Origin of the sequence: Streptococcus sp. 45 (assembly GCF_900108865.1) — a bacterium.
GTDB lineage: Bacteria > Bacillota > Bacilli > Lactobacillales > Streptococcaceae > Streptococcus > Streptococcus ruminicola.
Genome location: NZ_FNXZ01000004.1, coordinates 56988 through 81577 on the forward strand (window position 1 = coordinate 56988; position 24590 = coordinate 81577).

Sequence of the window (24590 nt, forward strand, 5' to 3'; positions counted from 1 at the left end):
ATGTTTGTATTACTTAATTTTTTAATTTTTTGGAAAGGCTAAAAGTTTTTAAAATTTTAGTTTAAGATAGGGATGCTGTTTCCCCAAGCAGTGTCAAGCAAAGATGATACAAGGAAGTATTTCTGAGGAAAAATACAGCAATGATAACAAGCAATATTGAAAAGAGAATCGAAGAAGTTTCTTATCTAACCCTGAATAATTCTACCAAAGATAATAAATTAGTTTCTGTATGGGTGGATGATGAATTGTTTAAATTGACAATGATTGAGCAAAATAGTCAAAAAAAGATTTTATTGGGTACAATCAGAAAAAATGCCAATATTATGGTGAAAGAACAAGCATAATTTTAGTAGTGTAATGATTTGTGCTGGAGGTACAAATTAATGAACAAGTCTAATATATTAGGGAAGATTGAAGAACTTTCTGATCACCAATATTGTTTGTATGATACACGGCTGGCAAATAGTTTATTGATTTCAACACATTTGGTGGGTAAAGTCTACTATGCTGAAGAAATCGTTGAAGGTGGCACTTATGAAAAAGGTGCCCTTTTATTAAGAGTAGAGATTTTAGGCCTTACTTATGATTATGTGACCAATGAATCAGTAAAAGTCCTCAAGAAATATTGTGGGAATGGGGGAGTTGTAGATTACAATGCTCCCATACTTCTTGTGGAAAGGATACAAAGGTGATGTCGACAGTAATCTATGGTGGTCAAGGAAATGTTCAATTGAAACATTTGCATCAGATGGCTAAGACTGAGAAAGGTCAGAATTTACTTTTACAATTGGAAGCTTGTGACCCAAAAGCTTATCAGTTATTTCAAGATATTCTGGCTAAGAAGGTTAATTTACAAAACTTGTATGCTGCTATGTTAACGACTTTTCTTTATAATGCTTGGATAACTCCAGAAGATATGGTTGAGGTTGGGACACAGTTTTCAGCACATAGTGCAGGTATTTTTAATGTTTTATTAGCTAGTGGAAGTGCTAGTTTTAAAGATATTTTAGCCTTTATTAAGAAGCGTGCTCAACTGGTAGAATCACTCTCTTGTTTAGAAGAGTTACATTTGGTGATGACAGAAGATATGGAACTTTTTAAGCAAAAGGTGTTAAAGGATTTTCCAGATAAATTTCAGTTAGCCATATTGACAGATGAGAAATCGGGAGTCTTAGCTATGAGACAAGAAGACTTGCCTCTTTTGCAGGATTCTGCGAAAGAAGCAGGCCTTTTATTGAAGGTAAAACCTCTGGGTGTTAAGGCACCTTATCATACAAGTTTTTTGAGTGACTCTCAGGAAAACTACCGAAAATTAGTTCAGGAATTACATATCAAACAGAATCAAGCATACAAGTATGTTTTTCACTGTGATGACTTAGAGGAAGAAATTATTTACCAGTGGCATCATTTGTTTAACTGGCAAAAAATCAAGGAAGATATTTTAAGTACAGACACAAATATTTTAGATTTATCGCCGAATAAATTCATTTCAAAACAATTGATGAAGCTGCAACATAGAAAGGGCAAAAAATGAAAGTTGCGATTGTTACTGGTGGCACACGTGGCATTGGTAAGGCTATTTCAACAGAATTGCATAAGGAAGGTTATCAAGTTATTGCTATTTATGCTGGAAATGACGCCAAAGCTAATGCTCTGAAAGAAGAGTTACCAGGTCTTGAAGCCTATAAATGTGATGTGTCAGACGCCAAAGCTGTTCAAAAATTAGTGACAAGCATTTTCCGTCAGTATGGACACATTGATTGTCTGATTAATAATGCAGGGATTATTCGAGATGGCTATTTTTTGATGATGTCTGAAGAAAAATGGCAGGATGTTCTTAATGTTAATTTGATGGGCTTGGTGAATATGACTAAAGCAGTTTTGCGAATCATGAAAGCTAAACACATTCATGGTAAGGTGGTCAATATTTCATCAACGAGCGGTGTCGCTGGTCAGGTTGGACAGGCTAATTATTCAGCAAGTAAAGGGGCTATTATTGCGCTAACTAAAACATTAGCCAAAGAATTTGCTAAGGATCAAATCACTGTGAATTGTGTCAGTCCTGGATTTATTGAGACTGATATGACTAGTGAACTTCAAAATAAGGATGAGATTGCAGAGCATTTGATTCCTCTTGGACGTTTCGGGCATCCGAAAGAGGTTGCGTGGGCAGTTGCATTTTTAGTGAGTGATAAAGCAAATTACATTACAGGAAAAAATTTGGTAATTGATGGAGGGATGATTAATGATTAATTGGAATGACGAGAAAAAAGTGATTAAAACCCGTCAAGAAGTAGTTGATCAAATCAAAGATGTTTTGATTGAATCGTTAATGTTGGATTTGGACAAGGAGCTAATCATGAACGATCAGCCTTTGTTCGGACGTGGTTTAGAGCTTGATTCGATTGATGCTTTGGAATTGTCAATTGGTTTGTCAACAACTTTTGGAGTTGAAATCAATGACGATGACATGGCTGTTTTATCATCAGTTAATAAATTAGCTGATTTTGTGATTGAAAACAGTGAGGAGTTTAATGGTGAAGATTAACAGTGAAGACATTATCAATATGTTGCCGCACCGTTATCCTTTTTTGTTAGTTGATAAAGTCTTAAAGTATAAGACGGGTGTTATTGAATGTCGAAAAAATATCACGATTAACGAGCCTTTTTTTCAAGGGCATTTTCCTGAACGTCCGATTGTACCTGGTGTTTTAATGATTGAAATGGCTGCACAATCAGCAGCATTACTCTATATTTTAGACTCTCTTGGCGGAAAAGAAGTAAGCGGTGAGGAGTTAAGTGCTGAAAATGTGGCTGAAAAAGTTGGGTATTTGGCAAGTGTGAAAAATTTCAAATTTAAAAAAATTGCTACGCCGGGTGATCAATTGACAATCACTTGCAAGTCACAATCAAAACTAGGTCAGCTCCTTGAAATTCAGGCGATTATTCGAGATGAAAATAAGCAAGAAGTGGCTTCGGGAAGGATGTTGGTGTCTGAAAATGGAGATTAGGTTACAAAATATCCGAAAAAAATATGGTTCTTTCGAGGCATTAAAGGGGATTGATTTGGTATTTGAAGAGGGTAAGTTTTACGGCTTACTTGGTCCAAATGGTGCTGGAAAGACAACACTTTTCAATCTTTTGATTAAAAATTTTAAACCAAATTCTGGAGATATTACTTGGGAAGTCGATGGAAAAGTACTGAGTGATAGAGAATTTTATAAGCACATTGGGATTGTTTTTCAGAGTAATCGTTTAGATGATAATCTCAGTGTTGAAGAGAACTTGATAGCTAGAGGCGCTTTGTATGGTTTATCAAGAGCAGCTGTTCGTAAGCGTCTTGAAGAGTTACAAGCTTATTTAGATTTGCGTGACCTTAGAAAGCGAGCTTATGGAAGTCTTTCGGGCGGTCAAAAACGTAAGGTTGATATTGCGCGTGCTCTTTTACCAAAACCATCTTTACTTTTACTTGATGAGCCAACGACAGGGCTTGATCCCCAGTCAAGGCATGATTTGTGGGAGGCCATCAGTCATTTGAATAAAGAAGCTCATATGACAGTTGTTTTGATTACGCACTATCTTGAGGAAATGGCTGCTTGTGATGTTTTAAATGTTTTAATTGCTGGTAAACTTTATTATTCAGGAGACATTGAGGGCTTTATCAAGGAACATTCAACGACTAATCTGCAATTGCGAGTCAAAGAAGGTCATTCGGTTACTTCCCTTGATGTAGCATCTTTTGTAATGAAGAGTGAAGTTTTGTCTGAAAGAGAGATTGTCTTTAGAGACGTCACTGTTGATGAGATGATGCAAATTATTTCTGATAATAAAGATCAAGCTATTATTGAAAAGTTTGATGTGGTTTATTCTAACCTAGAAGCAGCTTATTTGAACTTGCTGAAGGAAAAGGAAGGAGAGGTTAATGCTTGAATTAATTTCTAGAAATCGCAAGGTTTATACGCGTGACCGTATGGCATTTTTTATGTCATTTCTCTCAGTTATTATTCTAATTTTGGTTTACCAAGTTTTCTTAGGGCAAATTCAAATTGATGCTATTAAAGCAGCTTTGCATAGCGACACGGTTTCAAGTGATACGATTCAAATGGTGAATTATTGGTTGATTGCCGGGTTGACTACCATTGTTTCGATGACTGGTACTCTTGGAGCTTTTGGTGTAATGGTAGCTGACCGTGAAAAGAAATTAAGTGAAGATTTTAAAGTTAGTCCAATGCCAAATTCAGCGATTGAATTGTCATATGCCATTTTTGCTATTCTTTTTGGAATTATGCTTACAATGTTTTCGTGCTTATTTGCGATTGGGATTTTCAATGGATTCTCATCTTTACTTGATTTTTCAGCTGCGGATTACCTTAGAATTTTTGGCATTATTTCTTTAGGAACAGTGCTTTCAGCAGCGATTATTTTGCCGATTTTGGCTTTTATTCAATCTAGCTCAGCTTTTACAACTTTAAGTACGATTGTCGGAACCTTCATTGGGTTTATTTCAGGTGTTTATTTATCAATTGGTTCTGTCGGAAAAACTTTGCAACAGGTGATGACTTGGTTTCCATTGACCCAGATTAATGCTCTGTTAAAGCAGGTATTGATGAAAGAATCGCTAAAAAACGTTTTTGATAAGGCAGATAGTTCTGTTGTGGCAGATTATAAGGAATCTTATGGCTTGGTGCTAAAAGACACTGGTGGAGAAGCTCTATCTAATCATTTTATGTTGGAATACTGTTTGATTATTATCGTAGCTTTTCTTGTGCTACATTTTGTGATTAAAAAGGTTAAAAAATGATGGAAGAAAATCAATTAGAGGTTTTTAGGGCACAGTTTGATGATTATCCTGAAATCATTAATCTCTTTAATAAAAATAAAGTCTATCAGTTCCCAGATGGTAAACCTCTGAGCGTAGAAGATTTTGATTTGACCATGAAAGTTAAAGAAGTTGAACCATTTTTTCTCTTACGTCAGCAAAAGAAATTAATTGGAACATCAGCTTTCTTCAAATTTATTACGCATGAGTGCTTGGATGTAGACAGTAGTTTTAGTGGCTTTTTGCTGATTGATTCTGAAAATCGTGGTGGCCAAGCGATTTCTTATCTCTACCGAACGATTTTAGAACGAATTGCTCAGCTTGGTTTTTCAAATCTTTTTACTGAGATTAGTAAGTACAATAAACCATCGCTTTCCTTATCTCGTTTGAATGGTTTTAGAGAATATAGCCAAACTTATGAAGATATTTTACATTGCCGTTCTCTTCGTAGCAATTTACCAAAAGTGATTAAAACTTTTTGTTTATCAGATTATTATGGTAAGGAATATGATTTGTCGACTTTTGAGATTTTAGAGGAAATTGAGGATTCAACTCGAAAGGAAACCTTTATTCGAACACAGATTTCAAAAGAAGAATTGTCTTTTAAGGTGCAAGATGAAGCGACACTTCCTTATTTTTTAAAAATGGCATTGTTTCAGCTAGAGATTGTGCAGGAATCAGGGCGTTTTTATTTGCAGGTTGATTCTTTATCAGAAGACATTGAAAAGATTCAGGTCAAAATTGGTAAGCGATTGGCAAGATTGGATCGTAAGCACAAGCGTTTGTCACTTGGACTAGCTTCTCGCTATTTCGTACAGGCAAATATTGTGACTAAGCAAGGGACGATTGCAGTGCAGTTGGAGCGCTGTCGTAACCAGTCGGTAGGAAAAAATCATCTTTTAAAACAAAACTTTAGCGGCTATAGACTAAAAGTGTCGCACGAAGGGAGCTTGCTATTTTGTAAAGGTGAGCGCGTGGTCTTTGAGGATACTTTTATCATGTTTAGTAAGCCCTTAACTTTGACTTTCAAGGTAAAAGAAAAGCCAAATCATCTTGAAATTATCTGGTCTTACAAGAAAGCGCGTATCAAAAAAACTATCAGTTTTTCTGAGGACACCATGATTTGTCGATATGATTGCAATGCAACTGCTAAAGACATGATGCCTCAGCTAATTAAGCAAGGATTCAGGATTTTTAATCAAGAACATTTGATTAAGGAGCAAACGACCTATAAAGCAAATCGTCCAGGTTATTATCCACAAGAACATGATGATTTTTTGAGGGCAGAAGCCTTTGTTGGGGAAAGTTTTGATTACGAGATTCCAAGTGAAGACTGCCATGTTCACTATTCTCCTTTAGGAAAAGCTAGTAATCAAATGCAATTTCGTCCATTGAGCATTTGTTCTCCAGATGAGTTTGCTGGTTCATCTTACCAGATTACATTTTCGGATTTAACTTTGCCAAAAACTCAGCCATTTTTTGACAAGTTGGGCTATCAACCAAGTTCTAAAAATCTTTTAAAATACATAAGCCAACTAACTTTAGAACAAGAGCATGGTTATGGAACGAAGCGTTTTTTAAAAAATCGTAAAAGTTATGCGACTAGTCGGTTAGTGTTAGCACATAATCAACTGGTTATTCCCTACAAAGCTATTCCGAAAGATTGTGATTATGCTTCACTTTCATTTACTTTCAAAATAAAAGGAAATCTTAAAGCCTTACGCTTTCATGAGAGTATTCCTTATCAAAATAAATCGCACATTTTAGAAAGCAAGCAGCAGTTAGTGGTCTATGATGAAAAGCAAGATCGTTATATTTGTTTCGCTTGTAAAGATGGTGTTTTTTACTCATATAAGGAAAATAATAGTTTAAAAATCAGATGTGTTTTTGACACCAGCCTTACTCACGCTGTCAATGTGAGAATAACAGAATATAAAAGGAGTTAAATATGACAAGCATTTATACGACATTACGAACAGATAAAGCTTATAAAATCTACGATGGTTATCTTTATGAGATTGCTGGTGATGAGTGCGAGGAAGCTTTAGATCTCGTTTTACCAAAAAATATTGTTTTTGCAGATACTGATACTTGTGGTTATACTTTCTTGCTTGATGAAGAAGGAAAAGTTTTTGATGAAGTCACTTTTTATAAGTTCGAGGATAGTTATTGGCTGGCTAGTCATAAAGCCTTAGAAGATTATTTTGCAGGTATTGATTTTGAGTTTTCAATGACCGATATTTCTGCTGATTATAAAATGGTTCAAGTAGAAGGTAAACAATCAGGTGATATTGCTCAAGCATTTTACGAATACGACATTTCTACTTTGAATTTCCGTGGTATGGCTGAGATGACCTACCAAGACCAAGCAGCTTATTTAGCACGTTTTGGTTTTTCAGGTGAATTTGGCTACCAATTCTTCTTACCTACTGCTGTGTTTGACCAGTTTCTTGCAGAGGTATTTGCTGATACAGCCACATTTGATGGAGATTTGGATGATTTTCTTCGTTTTGAGGTTGGTCAACCAATTACAAGCATTTACGAAAATGCTGACTATTCACTTTATGAGCTCGGTTATTCTTGGAATCTTGATTTTACTAAGGAAGAATTTCGTGGTAGAGACGCTTTCCTGGAAACTGCAGAGATGACTAATTTACGTAGTGTTGGATTCAAGTCTACTGAAAAGATTACCGAAGGAACAGAGGTTTTATTTGATGGCCAAGTTGTCGGAAAGGTAATTTGGTCAGCAGATGATGTTAGTAGCAATGAAAGCAACTTAGGCTTGATGACTATCAAAAAAGACTTCGCACATTCAGGCGTTTATTTTGTTGTTGAATCTGGTCAAGTTTTGACAACCCTCTCAAGCCCATATCGCATCCCAGAAAGTTGGAATAAATAATGACAGTATATGTTAGTGGTTTAGGAATTGTCTCTTCACTTGGGCAAAATTATGCTGAGCATAAAGCTAATCTTTTTGCCATGAAAGAAGGCATTACAAAAAATACTTATAACAACCATGGTTGGACTTTGGAAGCTTACACAGGACGTGTGTTTGACGACCCAAAAGTTCCTGATTGTTATCAAAATGAGACTCGCAACTTTAAATTTGCTTTTTCAGCTTTGCAAGAAGCTCTTGATTCTTCGGGAATTGACTTGAAAAAGTATCACAGAGTTGCCATGTGTTTGGGAACGTCACTTGGAGGTAAGGTTGCTGGGCAAGAAGCACTTTATCGTTTCCTTGATGGTGACTATCAGGTTGAAGCAGATTTATTGGCTGAGACATCCGTTCACCATATTGCTGATGAATTGATGGCTTACCATGATATTGTAGGTGAAACTTATGTCATTTCAACAGCATGTTCAGCTAGTAATAATGCTGTTATTTTAGGAACGCAGCTTTTACAAGATGACGAATGTGATCTCGCCATCTGTGGCGGTTGTGATGAACTGAGTGATATTTCATTAGCAGGATTTACTTCGCTTGGTGCAATCAGTGCCAACATGGCGTGTCAGCCATATTCATCTGGAAAAGGGATTAATCTTGGTGAAGGAGCAGGTTTTGTTATTTTGGTCAAAGATAAGGCTTTGGCCAAATACGGAAAAATTATCGGTGGTGTGATTACATCGGATGCTTATCATATTACTGCTCCAAAACCAACTGGTGAAGGTGCAGCACATATTGCTCAGACTTTAGTGGAAAAAGCAGGCATTGATTTTAAAGATGTTGATTATATCAATGGTCATGGTACAGGTACTCAAGCTAACGATAAAATGGAAAAGAATATGTACCATAAATTTTTCCCAGAAACAACACTTGTCAGCAGTACCAAAGGTCAGACGGGTCACACGCTTGGTGCAGCAGGAATTATCGAGTTGATTAATTGTTTGGCTGCTATTGAAGAACAAACTGTTCCTGCAACGAAAAATAGTATCGGTCATGAAGGATTCCCAGATAATTTTGTTTACAATCAAAAACGTGAACATGTTATCAAAAATGTCATGAATTTTTCATTTGCTTTTGGTGGAAATAACAGCGGGGTTCTTTTGTCGTCTTTGGATTCTGATTTGGAGACATTCTCAGTCACAGACGATATGACATTAGCTATTCTTTCATCAGCTAGCTCACTTGACAAAACTGCAGCAGACAGCAAGCAATATCAGCTTTGTGACAATGCGTTTAATGAGTTTAAAGCTTATCGCTTCAAAAAAGCTATGCCACCTAAGACTATTAATCCAGCGCAGTTCCGCAAGATGGATGACTTTTCAAAAATGGTCGCTTTAACCACAGATAAGGCCTTGCGAAGCAGTGGTCTTAATTTGAAAAAAATGGATACTTCAAAAGTCGGGATTGTTTTTGTGACACCATCAGGACCTGTTGAAGTTGTCGAAGGTATTGAAGAACAAATCACTAAAGAAGGCTATGCTCATGTTTCTGCTTCACGTTTTCCATTTACGGTTATGAATGCGGCAGCTGGTATGCTTTCTATTCTCTTTAAAATCAAAGGACCAGTTTCTGTCATTTCAAGTAATAGTGGAGCTATTGATGGTATTCAGTACGCTAAGGAAATGATGAAGCATGATGACCTTAATCAGGTGATTCTTGTTTCAGCTAATCAATGGACTGAATTTAGCATGATGTGGTGGCAACAGATGCGCTACGATAGTAGTGATTTTGTGTGTGCAGATTATTGCTCAGTGCAAATTCTTTCACGTGAACAAGCAGAGCAGACAGCAACCATTTTAGGAAGCCGTCAGCTGAAATATCAGGGAAAATCCTTGCAAGAAGTGGCAGCGATTTTTGACCAAGCCTTCCAAGAATTATTGAAAAAATTATCTTTGACGTCACAAGATATTAAGGCATGTGTTTGGAATTCATGTAAAAAAATTGATAGCAAAGATTATGATTTTTTGAAATCCTTGATGGATACTTATGGTTATGAAAATCTGGCTGAACATGAATTTTCATTTGCTTCAAATGGTGCTGGTGAAGAGATTGATTTTGTAGTTAATGAAGATTTGTCGTCAGGATATTATTTAGTATTATCGTATTCAAAATTTGGCGGGATTTCATTTGCTATTATTGAAAAATAGGTGGTAACTATGAGTAAATTCTTATTTGCCCCCTTTATGATGAACCTTGGTGAGAGTCAACGTTTATCAAAACTAGCAGACCATTTGTGGCAAAAAGGTCATGAGATTCATATTATTGGGAACTCATATTATCCTTTCATTTTCAATAATGCGGCTTATACTTGGCATCATTGCTCTGCTGATAATGCCATTTACAACAAAGAACGGTATGATTTTTTCTTCTCTTTGTCGACTGATTTTAACTTTTTGACGGAAGATGAGATTGAAATGGTTTGTGATTTTGAGAGAAAATTATTGCGCCAAGAAAGCTTTGATGCGGTGGTAACGGGTTATCGTCTTAGCATGGTTACGAGTTGTCGTCTAGAAGAAACACCTCTTATTTGGATTATTTCTGGGGCAACACATATTAGTGAAATTGTTGAAAATTCAGAAGGTCTATTTTCTAATAACAAATATTTTCAATCAACTCGCAGGCGTTCTCAGCTCAATCAGCAACAAATGAAAAAGACTGTTGAGAAGATGATTACCTCTTATTCAAGTAACGTCAGTACTTGGAACACTTACCTCAAGAAAAATGGTGGGGTGCCTTTTAACAATGCACTAGAACTGTTTAAAGGAAATCTTAATTTGGTTGCAGATTATTCCAAATTCTATGATTTTCCAGACAACTCTACTTACAAAACTATTGGTCCAATCTTGATTGATGACGTTGGATTCTCATCGCACATGGAAAAAGAAACTTCAAAAATTCTGTTAAGTTTTGGAACATCTTTTAAAAAAGAATGGGTTGAGGAATTTTTGACTAAATTACCAAAAAATCGTTGCTATCTTTTAACGACTTGTGGCAGAAAAATAAAGTTACCTGGTTCACATATTCAGGCAATTGATTTCCTTGATTTTTCAACACTTGATTCAAATATTGAATTTTCAATTATTCACGGTGGTCAAGGGACAGTCTATGCTATGGCTGCACAAGGCATCCCTTTTATTGGTATTCCCTTTTTTAATGAACAATTCTGGAATATTAAAAAATTTAGCAAGAAGCAGGCAGCGCTTTTGCTTGAAAATCCGACAGCACAAAATTTAACTGGGGTAATTAGTGATTTTACTGAGCATTTAACTGACTATAAGCAAAATATGTTAGCACTAACTCATCAGATAAAAGAAGAAGCGCAGCATTCTTTAGAAAAAGCGGAGGCGGAAATTGCAGCATTTATCTCACAGAACAAATAGTAATGTTGTTATTCTATCTCAAAATGTTAGTCATGATTTGGAAAATTGTCTGACGGGTGAGCGTTTAGCTCGTTATCAGACTGCTAGTCGAGAGGTAACAAGAGAAAAATTGTTGCAGGGGAGTCATTTTGTTTATCGCGCTTTAAAGGTGCTTGGCTTTTCAGAAGAAGTTTGTAAAAAAGCTTTTTCGGTAGCTAGTACATATCTAATTTCATTACCACAAGGGCACATCTCTTATTCTAATTCAAGCAATTACCATGTTTTAATCTATTCTCCAAGTGGTCTTTGTGGAGTTGATTTGGAAGAATATCGTGATCGTTCTGAAACAGTTTACGATAAATTTTTAGGTTATCAACCAATTGCTGATAAAAAGCTAGTTTTTTATCAAAAATGGTTAGAAAAGGAAATTCGTTTTAAATGCCCAAGCACGGATAAAATCACTTATGAGTCATTTGAGAATTATCTATTAGGTTATTTTTTTGAAGATACATCAGAAATTGTTCATCTGACATTGTAATATCAAAAAGCTGAGCTCTTTTAAGAGTTCAGCTTTTTAGTTATTTAATGTTTGTGTCGGTGGCGTCTTGTTTCGATTTCTTCAAGATAGCCTGCGGTCATAATGCTGACAGGAAGCGCAATGATTGCCACGCCAAGGATTGATGAAATCATGGTGATTAATTTTCCGATAGCAGAAACGGCATAAATATCACCGTAGCCAACGGTTGTCAGAGAGATAGTTGCCCAATAAAGTGCGTCAAAGAAGTTGGCAAAAGTCGTTGGCTCGACATTGAAAATGACTAGAGCAGAGATGAAAATGTAGATAACCACTAAAGCTCCAACGATTAACAAAGATTCTTTTTGCTTTTTAAGAACATGGATGAGCATGTTGATACTTCTAGAATAACGAAAGAGTTTGAAAACGCGAATGGTACGAATCATACGCACGATTTTGAATAATCGAAAAGTGTTATTCCAAAATAATAAAGAAGATAAAATGGCAATAAGGTCTGTCATCGCAAGGAAAGTAAAAGGGTATTTGATAAAAGAGATTTTTCCTTGCTTGAGTTTGAAATCAGCCGTCATCAGGCGTAATACGTAATCAATGATAAAAATCAGAGTGGTTACATTTTCCAGAATCGCATAAAAAGTAAAATGCGTTTTGATAGTTAGCGGAAGTAAACTTGCAATGATGACAAGAATCATGAAAATATCATAGATTTTTTCGACGGTAGTTATATTTTTAGTTGGCTCGATAATGTTGTAGATTTTCTTTCGCATAACTATCTCCTTTGAATTCTTAGGACTATTATAACATAGCAAAATCCATCTAAATAGCTCAGTTTTTGGTATAATAAGTAACAAAATTAGAAAGAACGGAGGAAGAGAATGTCTGTTGGTTTAGTACTAGAAGGTGGCGGCATGCGTGGCTTATACACAGCAGGTGTGCTAGATACGTTTTTAGAGGCAGGGATTAAGGTCGACGGTGTTGTTTCAGTGTCGGCAGGGGCACTTTTCGGTGTTAATTTCTTGTCAAAACAAAAAGGTCGTGCCATTCGTTACAATAAAAAATACGCTTCTTACCCAAATTATATGGGGCTTCGTTCGTGGTTAAAAACAGGAAATGTCGTTAATAAAGACTTTGCCTATTACAAGGTTCCAATGGAATTGGATGTTTTTGATGAAAAAGCTTTTGAAGAGTCAGGAGTTCCTTTTTACGCAACGGTGACGAACCTAGCAACTGGAAAACCCGAATACCACAAAGTTGATAATGTCTTTGACCAAATGGAGTTGCTCCGAGCTAGCTCTGCTCTGCCATTAGCTTCAAAAATCGTAGAATGGAAAGGACAAAAATATCTTGACGGTGGCTTGTCAGATAGTATTCCAGTTGATTTTGCTAGAAGTCTTGGCTTTGATAAATTGATTGTGGTGCTAACACGCCCGATTGATTACCGTAAAAAATCAAGCAGTGGTCGTCTTTACAAACTCTTTTATAGAAAATATCCAAAATTCGTAGAAGTGGCTTCCAAACGTTATCAGCACTATAATGACACGGTTGAGCACATTATTGATTTGGAAAATAAAGGCGAACTTTTTGCCATTCGACCAAGCCAAAACCTTGAAATCGGACGACTCGAAACAAACCCAGAAAAATACGAAGAAATTTACCAAGTCGGCTTAGCAGATGCCAAAAATGATATGGCGAAATTGAAAGAATATCTGTCAGATGAATCAGGAAATCTTTGATTTGCAAAAATTTTTTGATTGGCTACTAAAAGGCGTGAAATCCCCCGTGATTTCGCCTTTTTTCTTTATTCTTTTCGTGGTATAATAGTAACCAATACTAAGAACATGGAGAAATGACATGGCAACTTATAATCACAAAGAGATTGAGAAAAAATGGCAGGCCTTTTGGGCTGATAACCATACTTTTAAAACAGGAACAGATGCGGATAAACCAAACTTCTACGCATTAGACATGTTCCCATACCCATCTGGAGCTGGTCTTCACGTAGGACACCCAGAAGGATACACTGCGACAGATATTCTTAGCCGTTTCAAACGTGCTCAAGGCTATAACGTTCTTCACCCAATGGGTTGGGATGCCTTTGGTCTTCCAGCAGAACAATACGCAATGGACACTGGTAATGACCCAGCTGAATTTACAGCTAAAAACATTGCTAACTTCAAACGTCAAATCAACTCACTTGGTTTCTCATATGATTGGGACCGCGAAGTGAACACAACTGACCCTAACTACTACAAATGGACTCAGTGGATTTTCACAAAATTGTATGAAAAAGGTTTGGCATACGAAGCTGAAGTACCAGTTAACTGGGTTGAAGAATTAGGTACAGCTATCGCCAACGAAGAAGTGCTTCCTGACGGAACATCTGAACGTGGTGGTTACCCAGTTGTCCGCAAACCAATGCGTCAATGGATGCTTAAAATCACAGCATATGCAGAACGTTTGCTTGAAGATTTGGATGATCTTGATTGGCCAGAATCAATCAAAGATATGCAACGTAACTGGATTGGTAAATCAACTGGTGCTAATGTAACCTTCAAAGTTAAAGATAGCGACAAAGATTTTACAGTCTTTACAACTCGCCCAGATACACTATTTGGTGCAACTTACGCTGTTTTGGCACCTGAACATCCACTTGTTGAAGCAATTACAACACCTGAACAAGCACAAGCTGTTGCTGATTACAAACACCAAGCAAGCCTTAAATCTGACCTTGCTCGTACAGACCTTGCTAAAGAAAAAACTGGTGTTTGGACTGGTAGCTATGCTATCAACCCAGTTAATGGTAAAGAAATGCCAATCTGGATTGCAGACTACGTTCTTGTAAGCTACGGTACTGGTGCTATCATGGCTGTTCCTGCTCACGATACACGTGACTGGGAATTCGCAAAACAATTCGATTTGGAAATCATTCCAGTTCTTGAAGGTGGAAATGTTGAAGAAGAAGCTTACACAGAAGACGGTCTTCACATCAACTCTGGATTCCTAGATGGTCTTGATAAAGCGCAAGCTATTGACAAAATGGTTGAATGGCTTGAAGCAGAAGGTGTTGGTAACAAGAAAGTGACTTACCGCTTGCGTGACTGGCTCTTCTCACGTCAACGTTATTGGGGTGAACCAATCCCAATCATCCACTGGGAAGATGGTACAACAACAGCTGTTCCAGAAGATCAACTACCACTTGTATTGCCAGTGACAAAAGACATCAAACCTTCAGGTACAGGTGAATCACCACTTGCTAACTTGACTGATTGGCTTGAAGTGACTCGTGAAGATGGTGTTAAAGGTCGTCGCGAAACAAACACAATGCCACAATGGGCTGGTTCAAGCTGGTACTTCCTTCGCTACATCGATCCACACAACGATGAAAAATTGGCTGACGAAGAGCTTCTTAAAGCTTGGTTACCAGTTGACATCTACATCGGTGGTGCTGAACACGCTGTGCTTCATCTTCTTTACGCTCGTTTCTGGCACAAATTCCTTTACGATTTAGGTGTTGTTCCAACTAAAGAACCATTCCAAAAACTCTTCAACCAAGGTATGATTTTGGGAACAAGCTACCGCGATCACCGTGGTGCCCTTGTAGCAACTGATAAAGTTGAAAAACGTGACGGTTCATTCTTCCACATCGAAACTGGTGAAGAACTTGAACAAGCACCAGCTAAAATGTCTAAATCACTTAAAAACGTTGTTAACCCTGACGATGTAGTTGAACGTTACGGTGCCGACACTCTTCGTGTATACGAAATGTTCATGGGACCACTTGATGCTTCAATCGCTTGGTCTGAAGAAGGTCTTGAAGGCTCACGTAAATTCCTCGACCGCGTTTACCGCTTGTTGACAACAAAAGAAGTCGTAGCTGAAAACAACGGAAACTTGGATAAAGTTTATAATGAAACTGTCAAAGCTGTTACTGAACAACTTGAAGCAATGAAATTCAACACAGCTATTGCACAATTGATGGTCTTCGTTAACGCTGCTAACAAAGAAGATAAACTCTTTGCTGACTACGCTAAAGGCTTTGTACAATTGTTAGCACCATTTGCACCACACCTTTCAGAAGAATTGTGGCAAGAATTGACACATTCAGGTGAATCAATTTCATACGTTGCATGGCCAACATGGGACGAATCAAAACTCGTTGAAAACGACGTTGAAATTGTTATCCAAATCAAAGGTAAAGTTCGTGCAAAACTTGTTGTACCAAAAGACTCAAGCCGTGAAGAACTTGAAAAACTTGCTCTTGCAAACGAAAAAATTCAAGATGAAATCGCTGGTAAAGACATTATCAAAGTGATTGCGGTGCCTAATAAACTTGTAAATATTGTTGTGAAATAAGTTTAAATAGATAAATCCTGTCCTTAAGGGCAGGATTTTTTTTGTTGGTAAAAATTGAGTTTTAGTAAAACCTTGGTAAAGATGGATAGAAAACGTTTACAAAAAATTTTAGGAGGAGTAAAATAAAGACAAGACCTAAGAAAGAGGGAGAAAAATGAAAGTAGTACAAGAAATTGTAGCAACAATTAATGGGAAAAATATTGAAAAATACACGATTGTCAATGACAATGATGTGCAAGTTGGTTTGTTAACTTTGGGAGCAACTTGGCAAGAATTTTTGGTGCCAGATGGAAAAGGTGGACACAAAAATATCATCATTGGTTTTGATGATCCTGATGAATATGGCAAGAATACTTTGTGCGCTGGACAATCTATTGGTCGTGTTGCTGGACGCATTAATCATGGTCAGTTTAAACTTGATGGAAAGCTCATGCAACTTCCGCAAAATGAAAATGGCAATACGCTTCATGGTGGGCCTCAAGGTTTTCATAAGCAAATTTGGCAAGCTTGTGTTGATTTAGAACGCAATCAAACTAGCATTGTCATGACTTATAATGCTAAAGAAAGTGTGGATGGTTTTCCAGGTGATATGCTTGTCACAGTGCGCTTTACCCTAGATAATAAAAATCGCTTTACGATTCAATACACTGGTAAAAATGGCGGTCAAGCGACACTCTTTAATCCAACGAATCATGTGTACTTTAACCTTGGAGAAAGACAAGATTTGACAAAACATGTCTTTACTTTGGCAGCGGACCATTATTTGGAAACGCGTGATGACCTAATTCCAACAGGAAAACTCATTGACGTTTCTGAAACAGCTTATGATTTTAGAGCTGGCAGAAATCTTGGAGATGCCATTAAGGCAACAGGCGGTTTTGATGATGCCTTTTTAGTCCCAGCTTCACTTGATGCACCTTGTGGTGAGTTAAAAGATGAAGAAAGTGGCGATGCTGTTAAACTTTATTCAGATCGTAATGCTTGGGTTGCTTACAGTATGGTTGGTATTCCTGATGGGATTTACCCAGCGCGTGATAAGGGTAAAATGGCAAAAGAATTTGAAGCGATAGCTCTTGAAGCTCAATTCTTACCTAATGCGATTAATCATGATGGTTTTGGCGATATTGTCTTGCAAGCTAATGAAGAAAAGACTTACACCATTGCTTTTGAATATGATAAAGACAATTAAAATCAGCACCCCAATGGGTGCTGATTTGCTTTAAAGGTTGATATTATTTAGAAAGTCATGGCGATCTTGTGCGGTGCTTTTATCGATATTTCCCATATTTTGCCATGTGATATGCTTAATTCCGAGTTGTTTTAAGGTAGCGTTGATGAAAACGCGCTTGATGGCATCGCCACAAAAAAGTCTTAAGTACCAAGTTGGTGAAGTAGATGTGGTGAGGATTGTGACTTTTTCGATGTGGGTCAAATGCCCAATAAGGCCAGTTTTTCCGACCTCGTAGGCAAATGTTTTTTTCATAACCTTGTCGATAAAGCCTTTAATCATTGCTGGTGTGTCATTCCAACAAATAGGAAAGATGAAAATGACGTGATTAGTAGAGGTTAAAAATTTTTGGTACTGTTCGACAAGCGGGTCAGTGGTTTTCCCGTCCTTAAATAAAGCCAGTTCTTCACTGGTGTAGGCTGGATTGAAATGGTCTTTGTATAAGTCGACGAGGTTGAATCTTTCTTGACTTTGCATCAAAGTTCCTTCGACATTTTCTAAGATTGCATGATTGAAACTTTTGTCATAAGGGTGCGCGTAAATAATGAGTGTATCCATTGTAACCTCCATGAACAATTTTTTCACCTACATTCTAGCACAATAGCTTCAAAAAAGAGAGTAGAAACTGTCTCTTGTCAGACTGACAAGATATTTCTTGGGGAATTTTGATGTGGTAAGCTTTAATTATGATAAAATAAATTTATCCAAAACATTATTGTTTACATCTCCATTGGCACTGGGGACAGTGCCGATTTTGTTGAGATAAGCTAAACATTTTGTTTTGAGATGGTGATACTATAATACGTTTTTAGTGGTTCTCTTTTTGTGTTAATTTAACTGTGATGGGTTTGAATTGACACTGTGACAATCTTTATATTAAAAGCTGATGTTGCTGGAAGAAAGAAATGTGATACAATAGCATTAATCCTTTAAAACTTTTCTTTTTTTCAATAACTATCAAAGCGCGCTATACTAGCGCGCTTTTTTGTATCTAAAATAATAAAAACTAAAGAAATATTTAACAAAAGTGTGATAATCATGAGCAACTTTTAACTATCAAAGTAAATTTTTATGATATAATAGTATCCTATAGTTTTTGAAAAAAAGTGAAAGTGATAGAAGATTTAGAAGTGTTGAGTTCAATGTGACTTTATCTTCTTCAAATGGGAAAAAGGACCTAATATGAAAAAGATTAAACTTATTCTTGCTACCCTAATGGCAGCTCTTTTTATTTTTGTTGGTGGGAAAGCTTTAGCTTATGATATCACGGTTACTAACGGTGGTTCAGGAACTTATGAAACCTACCAAATCTTCACTGGTGATTTGTCATCGGATGAAACAACTCTTTCCAATATCAAATGGGGAGATGGGATTACACCAGCTGGTCAAGCAGCTCTTCAAGCAAAATATGGCGTGAGTTCTGCCGCAGAAGTAGCTGAAAAACTTGATGCCAATAAAGAAAATTCTGGCTACGCAGAAGAATTTGCTAAAACAGCAGGACAATACCTTCAAAACGCATCTGGTCTAACTGGTCATACGGCTGGTTATTACCTTGTCCAAAATAAGACAGTTGGAAGTAACGAAGCTTACACGAACTACATCTTGGAAGTCGTCAAAGATGTTAAGGTAACCCCAAAAACATCAACTCCAAGTGTTACTAAAAAAGTTAAAGAAACTAATGACACAACTGGTACTGTTAGTGACTGGCAAGACTATGCTGACTATGATGTGAAAGATAAAATTCCTTTTCAATTGACAGCGACTCTGCCAGATAACCTAGACTCTTATGAGAGCTACTATTTTGAGTTAGCAGATAAATTGTCACCAGGATTGACTTACAATGGTGATGCAACGGTTTATCTTGTTAATGGAAAAAATCAAATAGATGTTACAAAATACTTTAAACTCGATGGCTTAAATTTTAAAATTGATAATTTAAAATCGCTTAGTAAGCTTACGTCATCATCAAAAATCGTAATTGAATATAATGCAACTCTTAATGAAAATGCTGTTTTGGGTTCAGCTGGTAACACAGGTAGCGTTGAGTTGATTTACTCAAACAACCCTAATAATACTGGTGTCGGAGCAAGTACAGGTAAAACTCCTGAGAAAGTTGTCAAAGTCTACACCTACGAAGCAATCTTTGAAGAAGTTGATAAAAACAAAGAAAGCTTGAAAGGTGCTGAATTTACGCTTTACAAAGTCGTAAAAGATGGCGACACTTATAAAAAAGTAGAAGTTGATAAAAAAACAGTTGGTGAAACAGAAAAATTCTCTTTCAAAGGACTTGATGCTGGTAAATACATCCTTGAAGAAACCAAAACACCAGATGGTTACAATACTATTAAACCAATTGAATTCAAAGTTGTGGCTAATTATGATAAAAAATTAGATACGCCTACAGAACTTTCAGGAGAATCAAAAGATGCAAGCTTTGAGTCAAACCTTGATGCAGGGTCACTGACCGCTGAAATCATTAGCCGTAAAGGATCTCTTCTTCCATCAACTGGTGGTATGGGAACAACAATCCTTTATCTTGTAGGCTCAATCCTTGTTCTTGTCGCAGTTATTCTATTAATTACGAAAAAACGTATGGAAAGAAATTAATATAAAAATACCCCCACGCTAGTCTAGTGTGGGGTTTTGCTTTGCCTTTGTTTTACAAACAAAAAACCTTGCAATAGCAAGGCTTCAGGGATGTGGGAAAATCCTCCCTATAGGGCTCGAACCTATGACCCATGGATTAAGAGTCCACTGCTCTACCAACTGAGCTAAGGAAGGATGAGAAGCTGTATTGGCACCGTGATTCACGCTTTGTATTGAACCCGCGATCTTAAAGCAGGTGGGCAACTCGCTTCTCCTTAGTCGCTTCCGCGTGTGACGGCTTGCATACTGGAGAAAGACTACTGTTTCCCGAAATACAAAAATTTAGTCGGTCAACACATTGATGTGAATTCGTATGCCACAGCAATAACCTATGTAATTATGATACCACTTTAAAAAATTTTTTCAAGGGATAAACTGAAATTTTAGAAAGCGTTTTTTGAAAAAGTTCAAGAAAACTTACAGAAAGTAGGTCGTGATTATTTTGATAAATGATCGATGCGTTCTTTATTGGCACCGAGGGCACGCTCGTATTTGCCTGTTTGGTTGGGTTCAAAATAATTTTTGCCGACCAATTTATCTGGAAGGTATTGTTGTTTCACCCATTTTTCAGGATAGTTGTGAGGGTATTTGTAATCTTGGGCATTACCAAGCTCTTTACTACCAGCATAGTGTCCATCACGCAAATGGCGTGGGATTGGTAGTGAGCCATTTTTATGCAAATCAGCGATAGCTTCGTCGATAGCTGTGTAGGCTGAATTTGATTTTGGTGATAAGGCTAGGTCAATCACGACGTTAGCAATCAAGATGCGGGCTTCAGGAAAACCGATTTTTTGAGCGGCATCAAGGGCTGTGACGGTATGAATCTGGGCATCGGGATTGGCAAGACCGATATCTTCATACGCGATGACAGTCAGTCTTCTAGCAAGGCTTGGCAGATCCCCAGCTTCAATTAAGCGAGCTGCGTAATGCAGGCTAGCATTAACGTCAGAACCACGGATGGATTTTTGAAGGGCTGAGAGCACATCGTAGTGTCCATCGCCGTTTTTGTCCATGGTAATGTAGCTGCGCTGCAAGCTATTTTCAACGGTGTCAAGGTTAATGTGGCGAATGCCTTTGTCATCAGCTTTGGTTGACATGACCGCTAAATCTAGAGAGTTAAAGGCAGAGCGCAAATCACCGTTGGTAGCTGTTGCGATGAAATCAAGAGCATCCGCATCAATATCAACATCAAATTCAAAGCCGCGCTCCTTATCTGATAAAGCCGTTTGAAGAGCTTGTTTGATATCGTCGGTTGATAGTGGTTCTAGCTCAAAAATTTGTACGCGGGAGCGGATGGCAGGTGTCACTGAGAAAAATGGATTTTCTGTGGTTGCCCCAATCATGATGATGTTTCCATTTTCAAGTAGGGGTAAGAGGAAGTCTTGTTTGGTTTTATCAAGACGATGAATTTCATCGAGGAGTAAAACCAGACCACCAGAAAATTTGGCTTCTTCAGCGATTTCTTGCAGGCGCTTTTTACTGTCGGTTGTGGCATTGAAGGTACGAAAGGCGTACTTGGTTGCTCCGGCAATAGCACTAGCAATTGAGGTCTTCCCGATGCCGGGAGGACCGTAGAGAATCATGGACGAGAGCATGTTGGCTTCGACCATGCGGCGAATGATTTTTCCTTCGCCTACCAGATGCTTTTGCCCGATAACTTGATCGATGTTTTTGGGGCGCATCCGTAAAGCGAGATTATTTGGCATGTATTTCCTCCAAGTAATAACTGTATATGAGGTCATCGACGTAAGTGCCGTTTAGGTAGAATTGATTTTTAAGGGTTGCTTCTAGAGTAAATCCTAAATTTTCATAGAAACGGCAGGCGTTTTTATTTGATGATAGCACGTGGATAACAACCTTTTTGTAATTATCAGATTTGGCCATGGCAAAGAAAGCTCGGATAAGCGAGTGTCCGATGCCTTGACCTTGAGTGTCTTTGTCGACTGCGACAATGAAACTTACCACGTGACGTGCGCTAGGGAAAGGATAGTAAGCGTGATAATCAAGAACTCCCAAAATAACCCCGTTTTCTTCAGCAACGAGATAATGTGAATGATTCTGAAAGGCTTGAATGATTTTATGTTTATTTGCGGCTGGTAAGCTAGCAGGTGTATTGAAGTTGTCCCAAGTTTTATTTTCCATGGCAACGACTTGTTCAATGTCTTCTAGCTTCATTGGTCGTATTTGCATGTCATTTCCCCTTAAGTATGATAAAATAATTGTAACACAAAAGAAGATTGGAAGAAATTTTTAATGGCTAAATTTGGCTTTTTATCAGTATTAGAAGAAGAAATGGATAAGCACTTCACCTTTGATTATGCCATCGATTGGAATAAGAAAAATCATGCGGTGGAAGTGACTTTTATTTTGGAAGCGCAGAACCAAGCTGCTGTTGAAACCGTGGACGACCAAGGTGAGGTTAGCAGCGAGGATATCGTTTTTGAAGATTACGTGCTATTTTACAACCAAGCAAAATCTAAAGTTGACCATGATGACTACTTGGTGACTGTTCCTTTTGATGCTAAAAAAGGATTCTCTCGCGAATTTTTAGCGTATTTTGCAGAAACATTAAACGACGTTGCAACTAAAGGTCTTGATGATTTGATGGACTTTTTAGCAGATGAAAATGCAACCGACTTTGCCCTTGAATGGGATGCTGAAAGCTTTGAAAAAGGCAAAGCAGAGTTAAAAGAAACAGAATTCTTTGCATATCCGAGATATTAAGCAAAGTTAGTGAGCGGGAGTTAATAGCTCCGCCTGAATAGATTAGATAGAAAGGAAAAGGTTCGGTTAGTATTTTAACTGAACCCGCCCGAAACAAAATAGAAAAGGAGTGTAAGGATAAGTGTTCAGCTTTGAACACGGACGGAAAACTCGGAAAAAAGATAAGCTTGACTAGTGTCTGTCGACACGCCATCAAGCTTCCTATTTTTCAGTCGTTTTCTAGTCGTCCTTTGTATCAGAATTATGGACAAGTGGCAAGAGTTGACTGTTGAGGTCTTGCGTGATGCAGAAGAGGCTGCGTCAAATATTTTGATTGAATTGGGTAGTCAAGGGGTTGCTATCGATGATAGTGCTGATTATCTTGGACACGTCGGGAAATACGGTGAAGTTTTCCCAGAAATTAAACAAGTAGAAACTGTGAAAATTACGGCTTACTACCCTGAACACATTGACATTGAAGAAGTTGAAAAAGAAGCGTCTAAACGTTTGGCTGAATTGACATATTTTGGTGTGGATGCTGGTGAGGTTCACTATGAGACACAAGAATTGGCTGAACAAGATTGGGCTGAAAATTGGAAGAAATATTATGAGCCAACACGTATTAGCCATGATTTGACAATTGTTCCAAGTTGGACAGATTATGAAGCTAGTGAAGGTGAAAAGACGATTCGTCTTGACCCAGGTATGGCTTTTGGTACAGGAACTCACCCAACGACAAAAATGAGTCTTTTTGCACTCGAACAAGTGCTTCGTGGTGGTGAAACTGTGATTGATGTGGGTACTGGTTCAGGTGTGCTTTCAATTGCAAGTTCACTTCTTGGGGCTAAAGATATCTACGCTTATGACCTTGATGAAGTGGCTGTGCGCGTGGCACAAGAAAATATTGACCTTAATGCCAACACTGAAAATATCCACGTGGCTACTGGTAACCTTTTGCAAGGTGTAGACATCAAAGCTGACGTTATTGTGGCAAATATCCTTGCGGATATCTTGGTTAACATGACCGAAGATGCTTATCGTCTTGTGAAAGATGAAGGCTACCTTATTATGTCAGGTATTATTTCTGATAAATGGGAAATGGTTCGTAAATCAGCTGAGGATGCAGGATTCTTCCTTGAAACACATATGGTTCAAGGGGAATGGAATGCTTGTGTTTTCAAAAAAACAGATGATATTTCAGGTGTAATTGGAGGATAAATGCAACAATATTTTGTAGCTGGACAGGCTCAAGATGTGGTGACAATCACAGATAAAGACACGGTTAAACACATGTTCAATGTCATGCGCTTGACTGAAGATGAAGAAGTGGTGCTAGTTTTTGATGACCATATCAAACGTTTGGCAAAGGTTATCGACAGTGCTGAGCATCGTTTTGAAATCCTTGAAGAACTGGATAACAATGTTGAAATGCCAGTTGAGGTGACGATTGCTGCTGGTTTTCCAAAAGGGGATAAGTTAGAATTTCTAGCTCAAAAAGGTACTGAGCTTGGTATGGCAAACCTCTGGGCGTTCCCAGCGGATTGGTCTGTCGTCAAATGGGATGGCAAGAAATTAGCTAAAAAAGCAGACAAGTTGGCAAAAATTGCTCTTGGTGCTGCGGAGCAAAGTAAACGTAATCGTATCCCGCAAGTGACTCTTTTTGAGAAAAAAGCAGCCTTTCTAGCAGAATTAGAGCAGTTCGATAAGATTTTTATCGCTTATGAAGAATCTGCTAAAGAAGGTGAGACAGCTGTTTTAGCGCGTGAATTGTCACAAGTTAAAGCAGGAGAGAAAATTCTCTTTATCTTCGGACCAGAAGGTGGGATTTCCCCAGAAGAAATTACAGCATTTGAGGAAAAAGGTGGTCTGAAAATTGGCTTAGGTCCGCGTATCATGCGCGCAGAGACAGCACCGCTTTATGCTTTATCAAGCGTCAGCTATGCTTTAGAATTATTAAAATAAGAGTGGGATTTTTCTCGCTCTTATTTTATTTTTTAATTGACAGC

The 24590-nt window shown here is 37.7% G+C and carries 24 protein-coding genes, 1 tRNA gene and 1 other RNA gene; 20 read left to right on the forward strand and 6 right to left on the reverse strand.

The window, feature by feature from the left end; genetic code table 11:
• Positions 1–140 precede the first annotated feature (140 nt).
• Genes BMX18_RS07350 through BMX18_RS07410 form a run of 13 tightly spaced genes read left to right on the forward strand, consistent with a single transcriptional unit; the run spans position 141 to position 11660 of the window.
• Positions 141–344, forward strand: a complete 204-nt coding sequence (locus BMX18_RS07350; protein ID WP_093815853.1) for a hypothetical protein — start codon at positions 141–143, stop codon at positions 342–344.
• Between the two features lie 39 nt (positions 345–383).
• Positions 384–692 carry a cylX protein gene (locus BMX18_RS07355; RefSeq protein ID WP_093815855.1) on the forward strand — a complete coding sequence of 103 codons (309 nt, stop codon included), beginning with the start codon at positions 384–386 and terminating at the stop codon, positions 690–692.
• Positions 693–748: 56 nt separating this feature from the next.
• Positions 749–1534 (forward strand): ACP S-malonyltransferase, encoded by a 786-nt coding sequence (locus tag BMX18_RS07360; RefSeq protein WP_257609279.1) that lies wholly within the window; start codon positions 749–751, stop codon positions 1532–1534.
• Positions 1531–2253, forward strand: coding sequence for a 3-oxoacyl-ACP reductase FabG (gene fabG, locus BMX18_RS07365; protein WP_093815859.1), 723 nt, complete (start codon positions 1531–1533; stop codon positions 2251–2253). Before BMX18_RS07360 ends, fabG begins: the two co-directional genes overlap by 4 nt.
• On the forward strand, positions 2246–2548 hold the full coding sequence (locus BMX18_RS07370) for a phosphopantetheine-binding protein (protein ID WP_074564877.1): 303 nt from the start codon (positions 2246–2248) through the stop codon (positions 2546–2548). The genes fabG and BMX18_RS07370 overlap by 8 nt, the downstream gene beginning before the upstream one ends.
• On the forward strand, positions 2535–3011 hold the full coding sequence (fabZ, locus tag BMX18_RS07375; protein WP_093815861.1) for a 3-hydroxyacyl-ACP dehydratase FabZ: 477 nt from the start codon (positions 2535–2537) through the stop codon (positions 3009–3011). Before BMX18_RS07370 ends, fabZ begins: the two co-directional genes overlap by 14 nt.
• Positions 3001–3930, forward strand: coding sequence for an ABC transporter ATP-binding protein (locus BMX18_RS07380; RefSeq protein ID WP_093815863.1), 930 nt, complete (start codon positions 3001–3003; stop codon positions 3928–3930). The genes fabZ and BMX18_RS07380 overlap by 11 nt, the downstream gene beginning before the upstream one ends.
• On the forward strand, positions 3923–4801 hold the full coding sequence (locus BMX18_RS07385) for an ABC transporter permease (RefSeq protein WP_093815865.1): 879 nt from the start codon (positions 3923–3925) through the stop codon (positions 4799–4801). Before BMX18_RS07380 ends, BMX18_RS07385 begins: the two co-directional genes overlap by 8 nt.
• Positions 4798–6765 (forward strand): cylE protein, encoded by a 1968-nt coding sequence (locus tag BMX18_RS07390; protein WP_093815868.1) that lies wholly within the window; start codon positions 4798–4800, stop codon positions 6763–6765. The genes BMX18_RS07385 and BMX18_RS07390 overlap by 4 nt, the downstream gene beginning before the upstream one ends.
• A gap of 2 nt (positions 6766–6767) precedes the next feature.
• Positions 6768–7718, forward strand: a complete 951-nt coding sequence (locus BMX18_RS07395; RefSeq protein ID WP_093815873.1) for an aminomethyltransferase family protein — start codon at positions 6768–6770, stop codon at positions 7716–7718.
• The gene (locus BMX18_RS07400) at positions 7718–9910 is read left to right on the forward strand and encodes a beta-ketoacyl-[acyl-carrier-protein] synthase family protein (protein ID WP_093815876.1); all 2193 of its coding nucleotides are present in this window, start codon (positions 7718–7720) and stop codon (positions 9908–9910) included. Before BMX18_RS07395 ends, BMX18_RS07400 begins: the two co-directional genes overlap by 1 nt.
• Positions 9911–9919: 9 nt before the next feature.
• Entirely contained in the window at positions 9920–11143 is a 1224-nt protein-coding gene (locus BMX18_RS07405; protein WP_093815878.1) for a glycosyltransferase, read from the forward strand.
• A complete protein-coding gene (locus tag BMX18_RS07410) occupies positions 11115–11660 on the forward strand; it encodes a CylK protein (RefSeq protein ID WP_180366647.1) in 546 nt (181 codons plus the stop codon). The genes BMX18_RS07405 and BMX18_RS07410 overlap by 29 nt, the downstream gene beginning before the upstream one ends.
• 44 nt (positions 11661–11704) lie before the next feature.
• Here the strand turns inward: BMX18_RS07410 and BMX18_RS07415 are convergent, their stop codons facing one another.
• On the reverse strand, positions 11705–12421 hold the full coding sequence (locus BMX18_RS07415) for an ion transporter (protein ID WP_093815880.1): 717 nt from the start codon (positions 12419–12421) through the stop codon (positions 11705–11707).
• A gap of 108 nt (positions 12422–12529) precedes the next feature.
• On the opposite strand from BMX18_RS07415, the gene BMX18_RS07420 reads away from it, so the two are divergent.
• The 3 genes from BMX18_RS07420 to BMX18_RS07430 all read left to right on the forward strand — a co-directional run bounded on the left by BMX18_RS07420 (position 12530) and on the right by BMX18_RS07430 (position 17196).
• A complete protein-coding gene (locus BMX18_RS07420; protein WP_093815882.1) occupies positions 12530–13387 on the forward strand; it encodes a patatin-like phospholipase family protein in 858 nt (285 codons plus the stop codon).
• 118 nt (positions 13388–13505) lie between these two features.
• A complete protein-coding gene (gene leuS, locus BMX18_RS07425; RefSeq protein ID WP_093815884.1) occupies positions 13506–16007 on the forward strand; it encodes a leucine--tRNA ligase in 2502 nt (833 codons plus the stop codon).
• A gap of 154 nt (positions 16008–16161) precedes the next feature.
• The gene (locus BMX18_RS07430) at positions 16162–17196 is read left to right on the forward strand and encodes an aldose epimerase family protein (protein ID WP_093815889.1); all 1035 of its coding nucleotides are present in this window, start codon (positions 16162–16164) and stop codon (positions 17194–17196) included.
• A gap of 30 nt (positions 17197–17226) precedes the next feature.
• Here the strand turns inward: BMX18_RS07430 and BMX18_RS07435 are convergent, their stop codons facing one another.
• Positions 17227–17793 carry an NAD(P)H-dependent oxidoreductase gene (locus BMX18_RS07435; RefSeq protein WP_093815892.1) on the reverse strand — a complete coding sequence of 189 codons (567 nt, stop codon included), beginning with the start codon at positions 17791–17793 and terminating at the stop codon, positions 17227–17229.
• Positions 17794–18417: 624 nt separating this feature from the next.
• Here BMX18_RS07435 and BMX18_RS07440 point away from each other — a divergent pair.
• Positions 18418–19842 (forward strand): isopeptide-forming domain-containing fimbrial protein, encoded by a 1425-nt coding sequence (locus BMX18_RS07440; protein WP_093815894.1) that lies wholly within the window; start codon positions 18418–18420, stop codon positions 19840–19842.
• Between the two features lie 101 nt (positions 19843–19943).
• Here the strand turns inward: BMX18_RS07440 and BMX18_RS07445 are convergent.
• The 4 genes from BMX18_RS07445 to BMX18_RS07460 form a co-directional block, all read right to left on the reverse strand.
• Positions 19944–20016 (reverse strand) — tRNA-Lys (locus BMX18_RS07445).
• A gap of 2 nt (positions 20017–20018) precedes the next feature.
• Positions 20019–20209: non-coding RNA, 6S RNA (gene ssrS / locus BMX18_RS07450), on the reverse strand.
• Positions 20210–20318: 109 nt separating this feature from the next.
• Positions 20319–21587: a replication-associated recombination protein A gene (locus tag BMX18_RS07455; RefSeq protein ID WP_074561183.1), complete on the reverse strand. Its 1269-nt coding sequence runs from the start codon at positions 21585–21587 to the stop codon at positions 20319–20321.
• Positions 21577–22071: a GNAT family N-acetyltransferase gene (locus BMX18_RS07460; protein ID WP_093815896.1), complete on the reverse strand. Its 495-nt coding sequence runs from the start codon at positions 22069–22071 to the stop codon at positions 21577–21579. Before BMX18_RS07460 ends, BMX18_RS07455 begins: the two co-directional genes overlap by 11 nt.
• 63 nt (positions 22072–22134) lie before the next feature.
• On the opposite strand from BMX18_RS07460, the gene BMX18_RS07465 reads away from it, so the two are divergent.
• The 3 genes from BMX18_RS07465 to BMX18_RS07475 all read left to right on the forward strand — a co-directional run bounded on the left by BMX18_RS07465 (position 22135) and on the right by BMX18_RS07475 (position 24546).
• Positions 22135–22605: a DUF3013 family protein gene (locus BMX18_RS07465; RefSeq protein ID WP_003067791.1), complete on the forward strand. Its 471-nt coding sequence runs from the start codon at positions 22135–22137 to the stop codon at positions 22603–22605.
• Between the two features lie 243 nt (positions 22606–22848).
• Complete coding sequence (gene prmA, locus BMX18_RS07470; RefSeq protein WP_180366648.1) at positions 22849–23802, forward strand: 50S ribosomal protein L11 methyltransferase; 954 nt, start codon at positions 22849–22851, stop codon at positions 23800–23802.
• Positions 23803–24546, forward strand: coding sequence for a 16S rRNA (uracil(1498)-N(3))-methyltransferase (locus BMX18_RS07475; protein ID WP_093815898.1), 744 nt, complete (start codon positions 23803–23805; stop codon positions 24544–24546). It abuts the gene before it with no gap.
• The last annotated feature ends 44 nt before the right edge of the window (positions 24547–24590 follow it).

What these genes read in the sequence shown, in the direction of transcription:
- BMX18_RS07460 (WP_093815896.1), bottom strand. Translation starts at nt 22,071, where the DNA reads ATGCAAATACGACCAATGAAGCTAGAAGACATTGAACAAGTCGTTGCC.
- BMX18_RS07350 (WP_093815853.1), top strand. Translation starts at nt 141, where the DNA reads ATGATAACAAGCAATATTGAAAAGAGAATCGAAGAAGTTTCTTATCTA.
- BMX18_RS07465 (WP_003067791.1), top strand. Translation starts at nt 22,135, where the DNA reads ATGGCTAAATTTGGCTTTTTATCAGTATTAGAAGAAGAAATGGATAAG.
- BMX18_RS07390 (WP_093815868.1), top strand. Translation starts at nt 4,798, where the DNA reads ATGATGGAAGAAAATCAATTAGAGGTTTTTAGGGCACAGTTTGATGAT.
- BMX18_RS07355 (WP_093815855.1), top strand. Translation starts at nt 384, where the DNA reads ATGAACAAGTCTAATATATTAGGGAAGATTGAAGAACTTTCTGATCAC.
- BMX18_RS07455 (WP_074561183.1), bottom strand. Translation starts at nt 21,587, where the DNA reads ATGCCAAATAATCTCGCTTTACGGATGCGCCCCAAAAACATCGATCAA.
- BMX18_RS07380 (WP_093815863.1), top strand. Translation starts at nt 3,001, where the DNA reads ATGGAGATTAGGTTACAAAATATCCGAAAAAAATATGGTTCTTTCGAG.
- BMX18_RS07420 (WP_093815882.1), top strand. Translation starts at nt 12,530, where the DNA reads ATGTCTGTTGGTTTAGTACTAGAAGGTGGCGGCATGCGTGGCTTATAC.
- BMX18_RS07435 (WP_093815892.1), bottom strand. Translation starts at nt 17,793, where the DNA reads ATGGATACACTCATTATTTACGCGCACCCTTATGACAAAAGTTTCAAT.
- BMX18_RS07385 (WP_093815865.1), top strand. Translation starts at nt 3,923, where the DNA reads ATGCTTGAATTAATTTCTAGAAATCGCAAGGTTTATACGCGTGACCGT.
- BMX18_RS07405 (WP_093815878.1), top strand. Translation starts at nt 9,920, where the DNA reads ATGAGTAAATTCTTATTTGCCCCCTTTATGATGAACCTTGGTGAGAGT.
- fabZ (WP_093815861.1), top strand. Translation starts at nt 2,535, where the DNA reads ATGGTGAAGATTAACAGTGAAGACATTATCAATATGTTGCCGCACCGT.
- BMX18_RS07400 (WP_093815876.1), top strand. Translation starts at nt 7,718, where the DNA reads ATGACAGTATATGTTAGTGGTTTAGGAATTGTCTCTTCACTTGGGCAA.
- BMX18_RS07370 (WP_074564877.1), top strand. Translation starts at nt 2,246, where the DNA reads ATGATTAATTGGAATGACGAGAAAAAAGTGATTAAAACCCGTCAAGAA.
- BMX18_RS07395 (WP_093815873.1), top strand. Translation starts at nt 6,768, where the DNA reads ATGACAAGCATTTATACGACATTACGAACAGATAAAGCTTATAAAATC.
- BMX18_RS07440 (WP_093815894.1), top strand. Translation starts at nt 18,418, where the DNA reads ATGAAAAAGATTAAACTTATTCTTGCTACCCTAATGGCAGCTCTTTTT.
- leuS (WP_093815884.1), top strand. Translation starts at nt 13,506, where the DNA reads ATGGCAACTTATAATCACAAAGAGATTGAGAAAAAATGGCAGGCCTTT.
- BMX18_RS07360 (WP_257609279.1), top strand. Translation starts at nt 749, where the DNA reads ATGGCTAAGACTGAGAAAGGTCAGAATTTACTTTTACAATTGGAAGCT.
- prmA (WP_180366648.1), top strand. Translation starts at nt 22,849, where the DNA reads ATGGACAAGTGGCAAGAGTTGACTGTTGAGGTCTTGCGTGATGCAGAA.
- fabG (WP_093815859.1), top strand. Translation starts at nt 1,531, where the DNA reads ATGAAAGTTGCGATTGTTACTGGTGGCACACGTGGCATTGGTAAGGCT.
- BMX18_RS07415 (WP_093815880.1), bottom strand. Translation starts at nt 12,421, where the DNA reads ATGCGAAAGAAAATCTACAACATTATCGAGCCAACTAAAAATATAACT.
- BMX18_RS07430 (WP_093815889.1), top strand. Translation starts at nt 16,162, where the DNA reads ATGAAAGTAGTACAAGAAATTGTAGCAACAATTAATGGGAAAAATATT.
- BMX18_RS07475 (WP_093815898.1), top strand. Translation starts at nt 23,803, where the DNA reads ATGCAACAATATTTTGTAGCTGGACAGGCTCAAGATGTGGTGACAATC.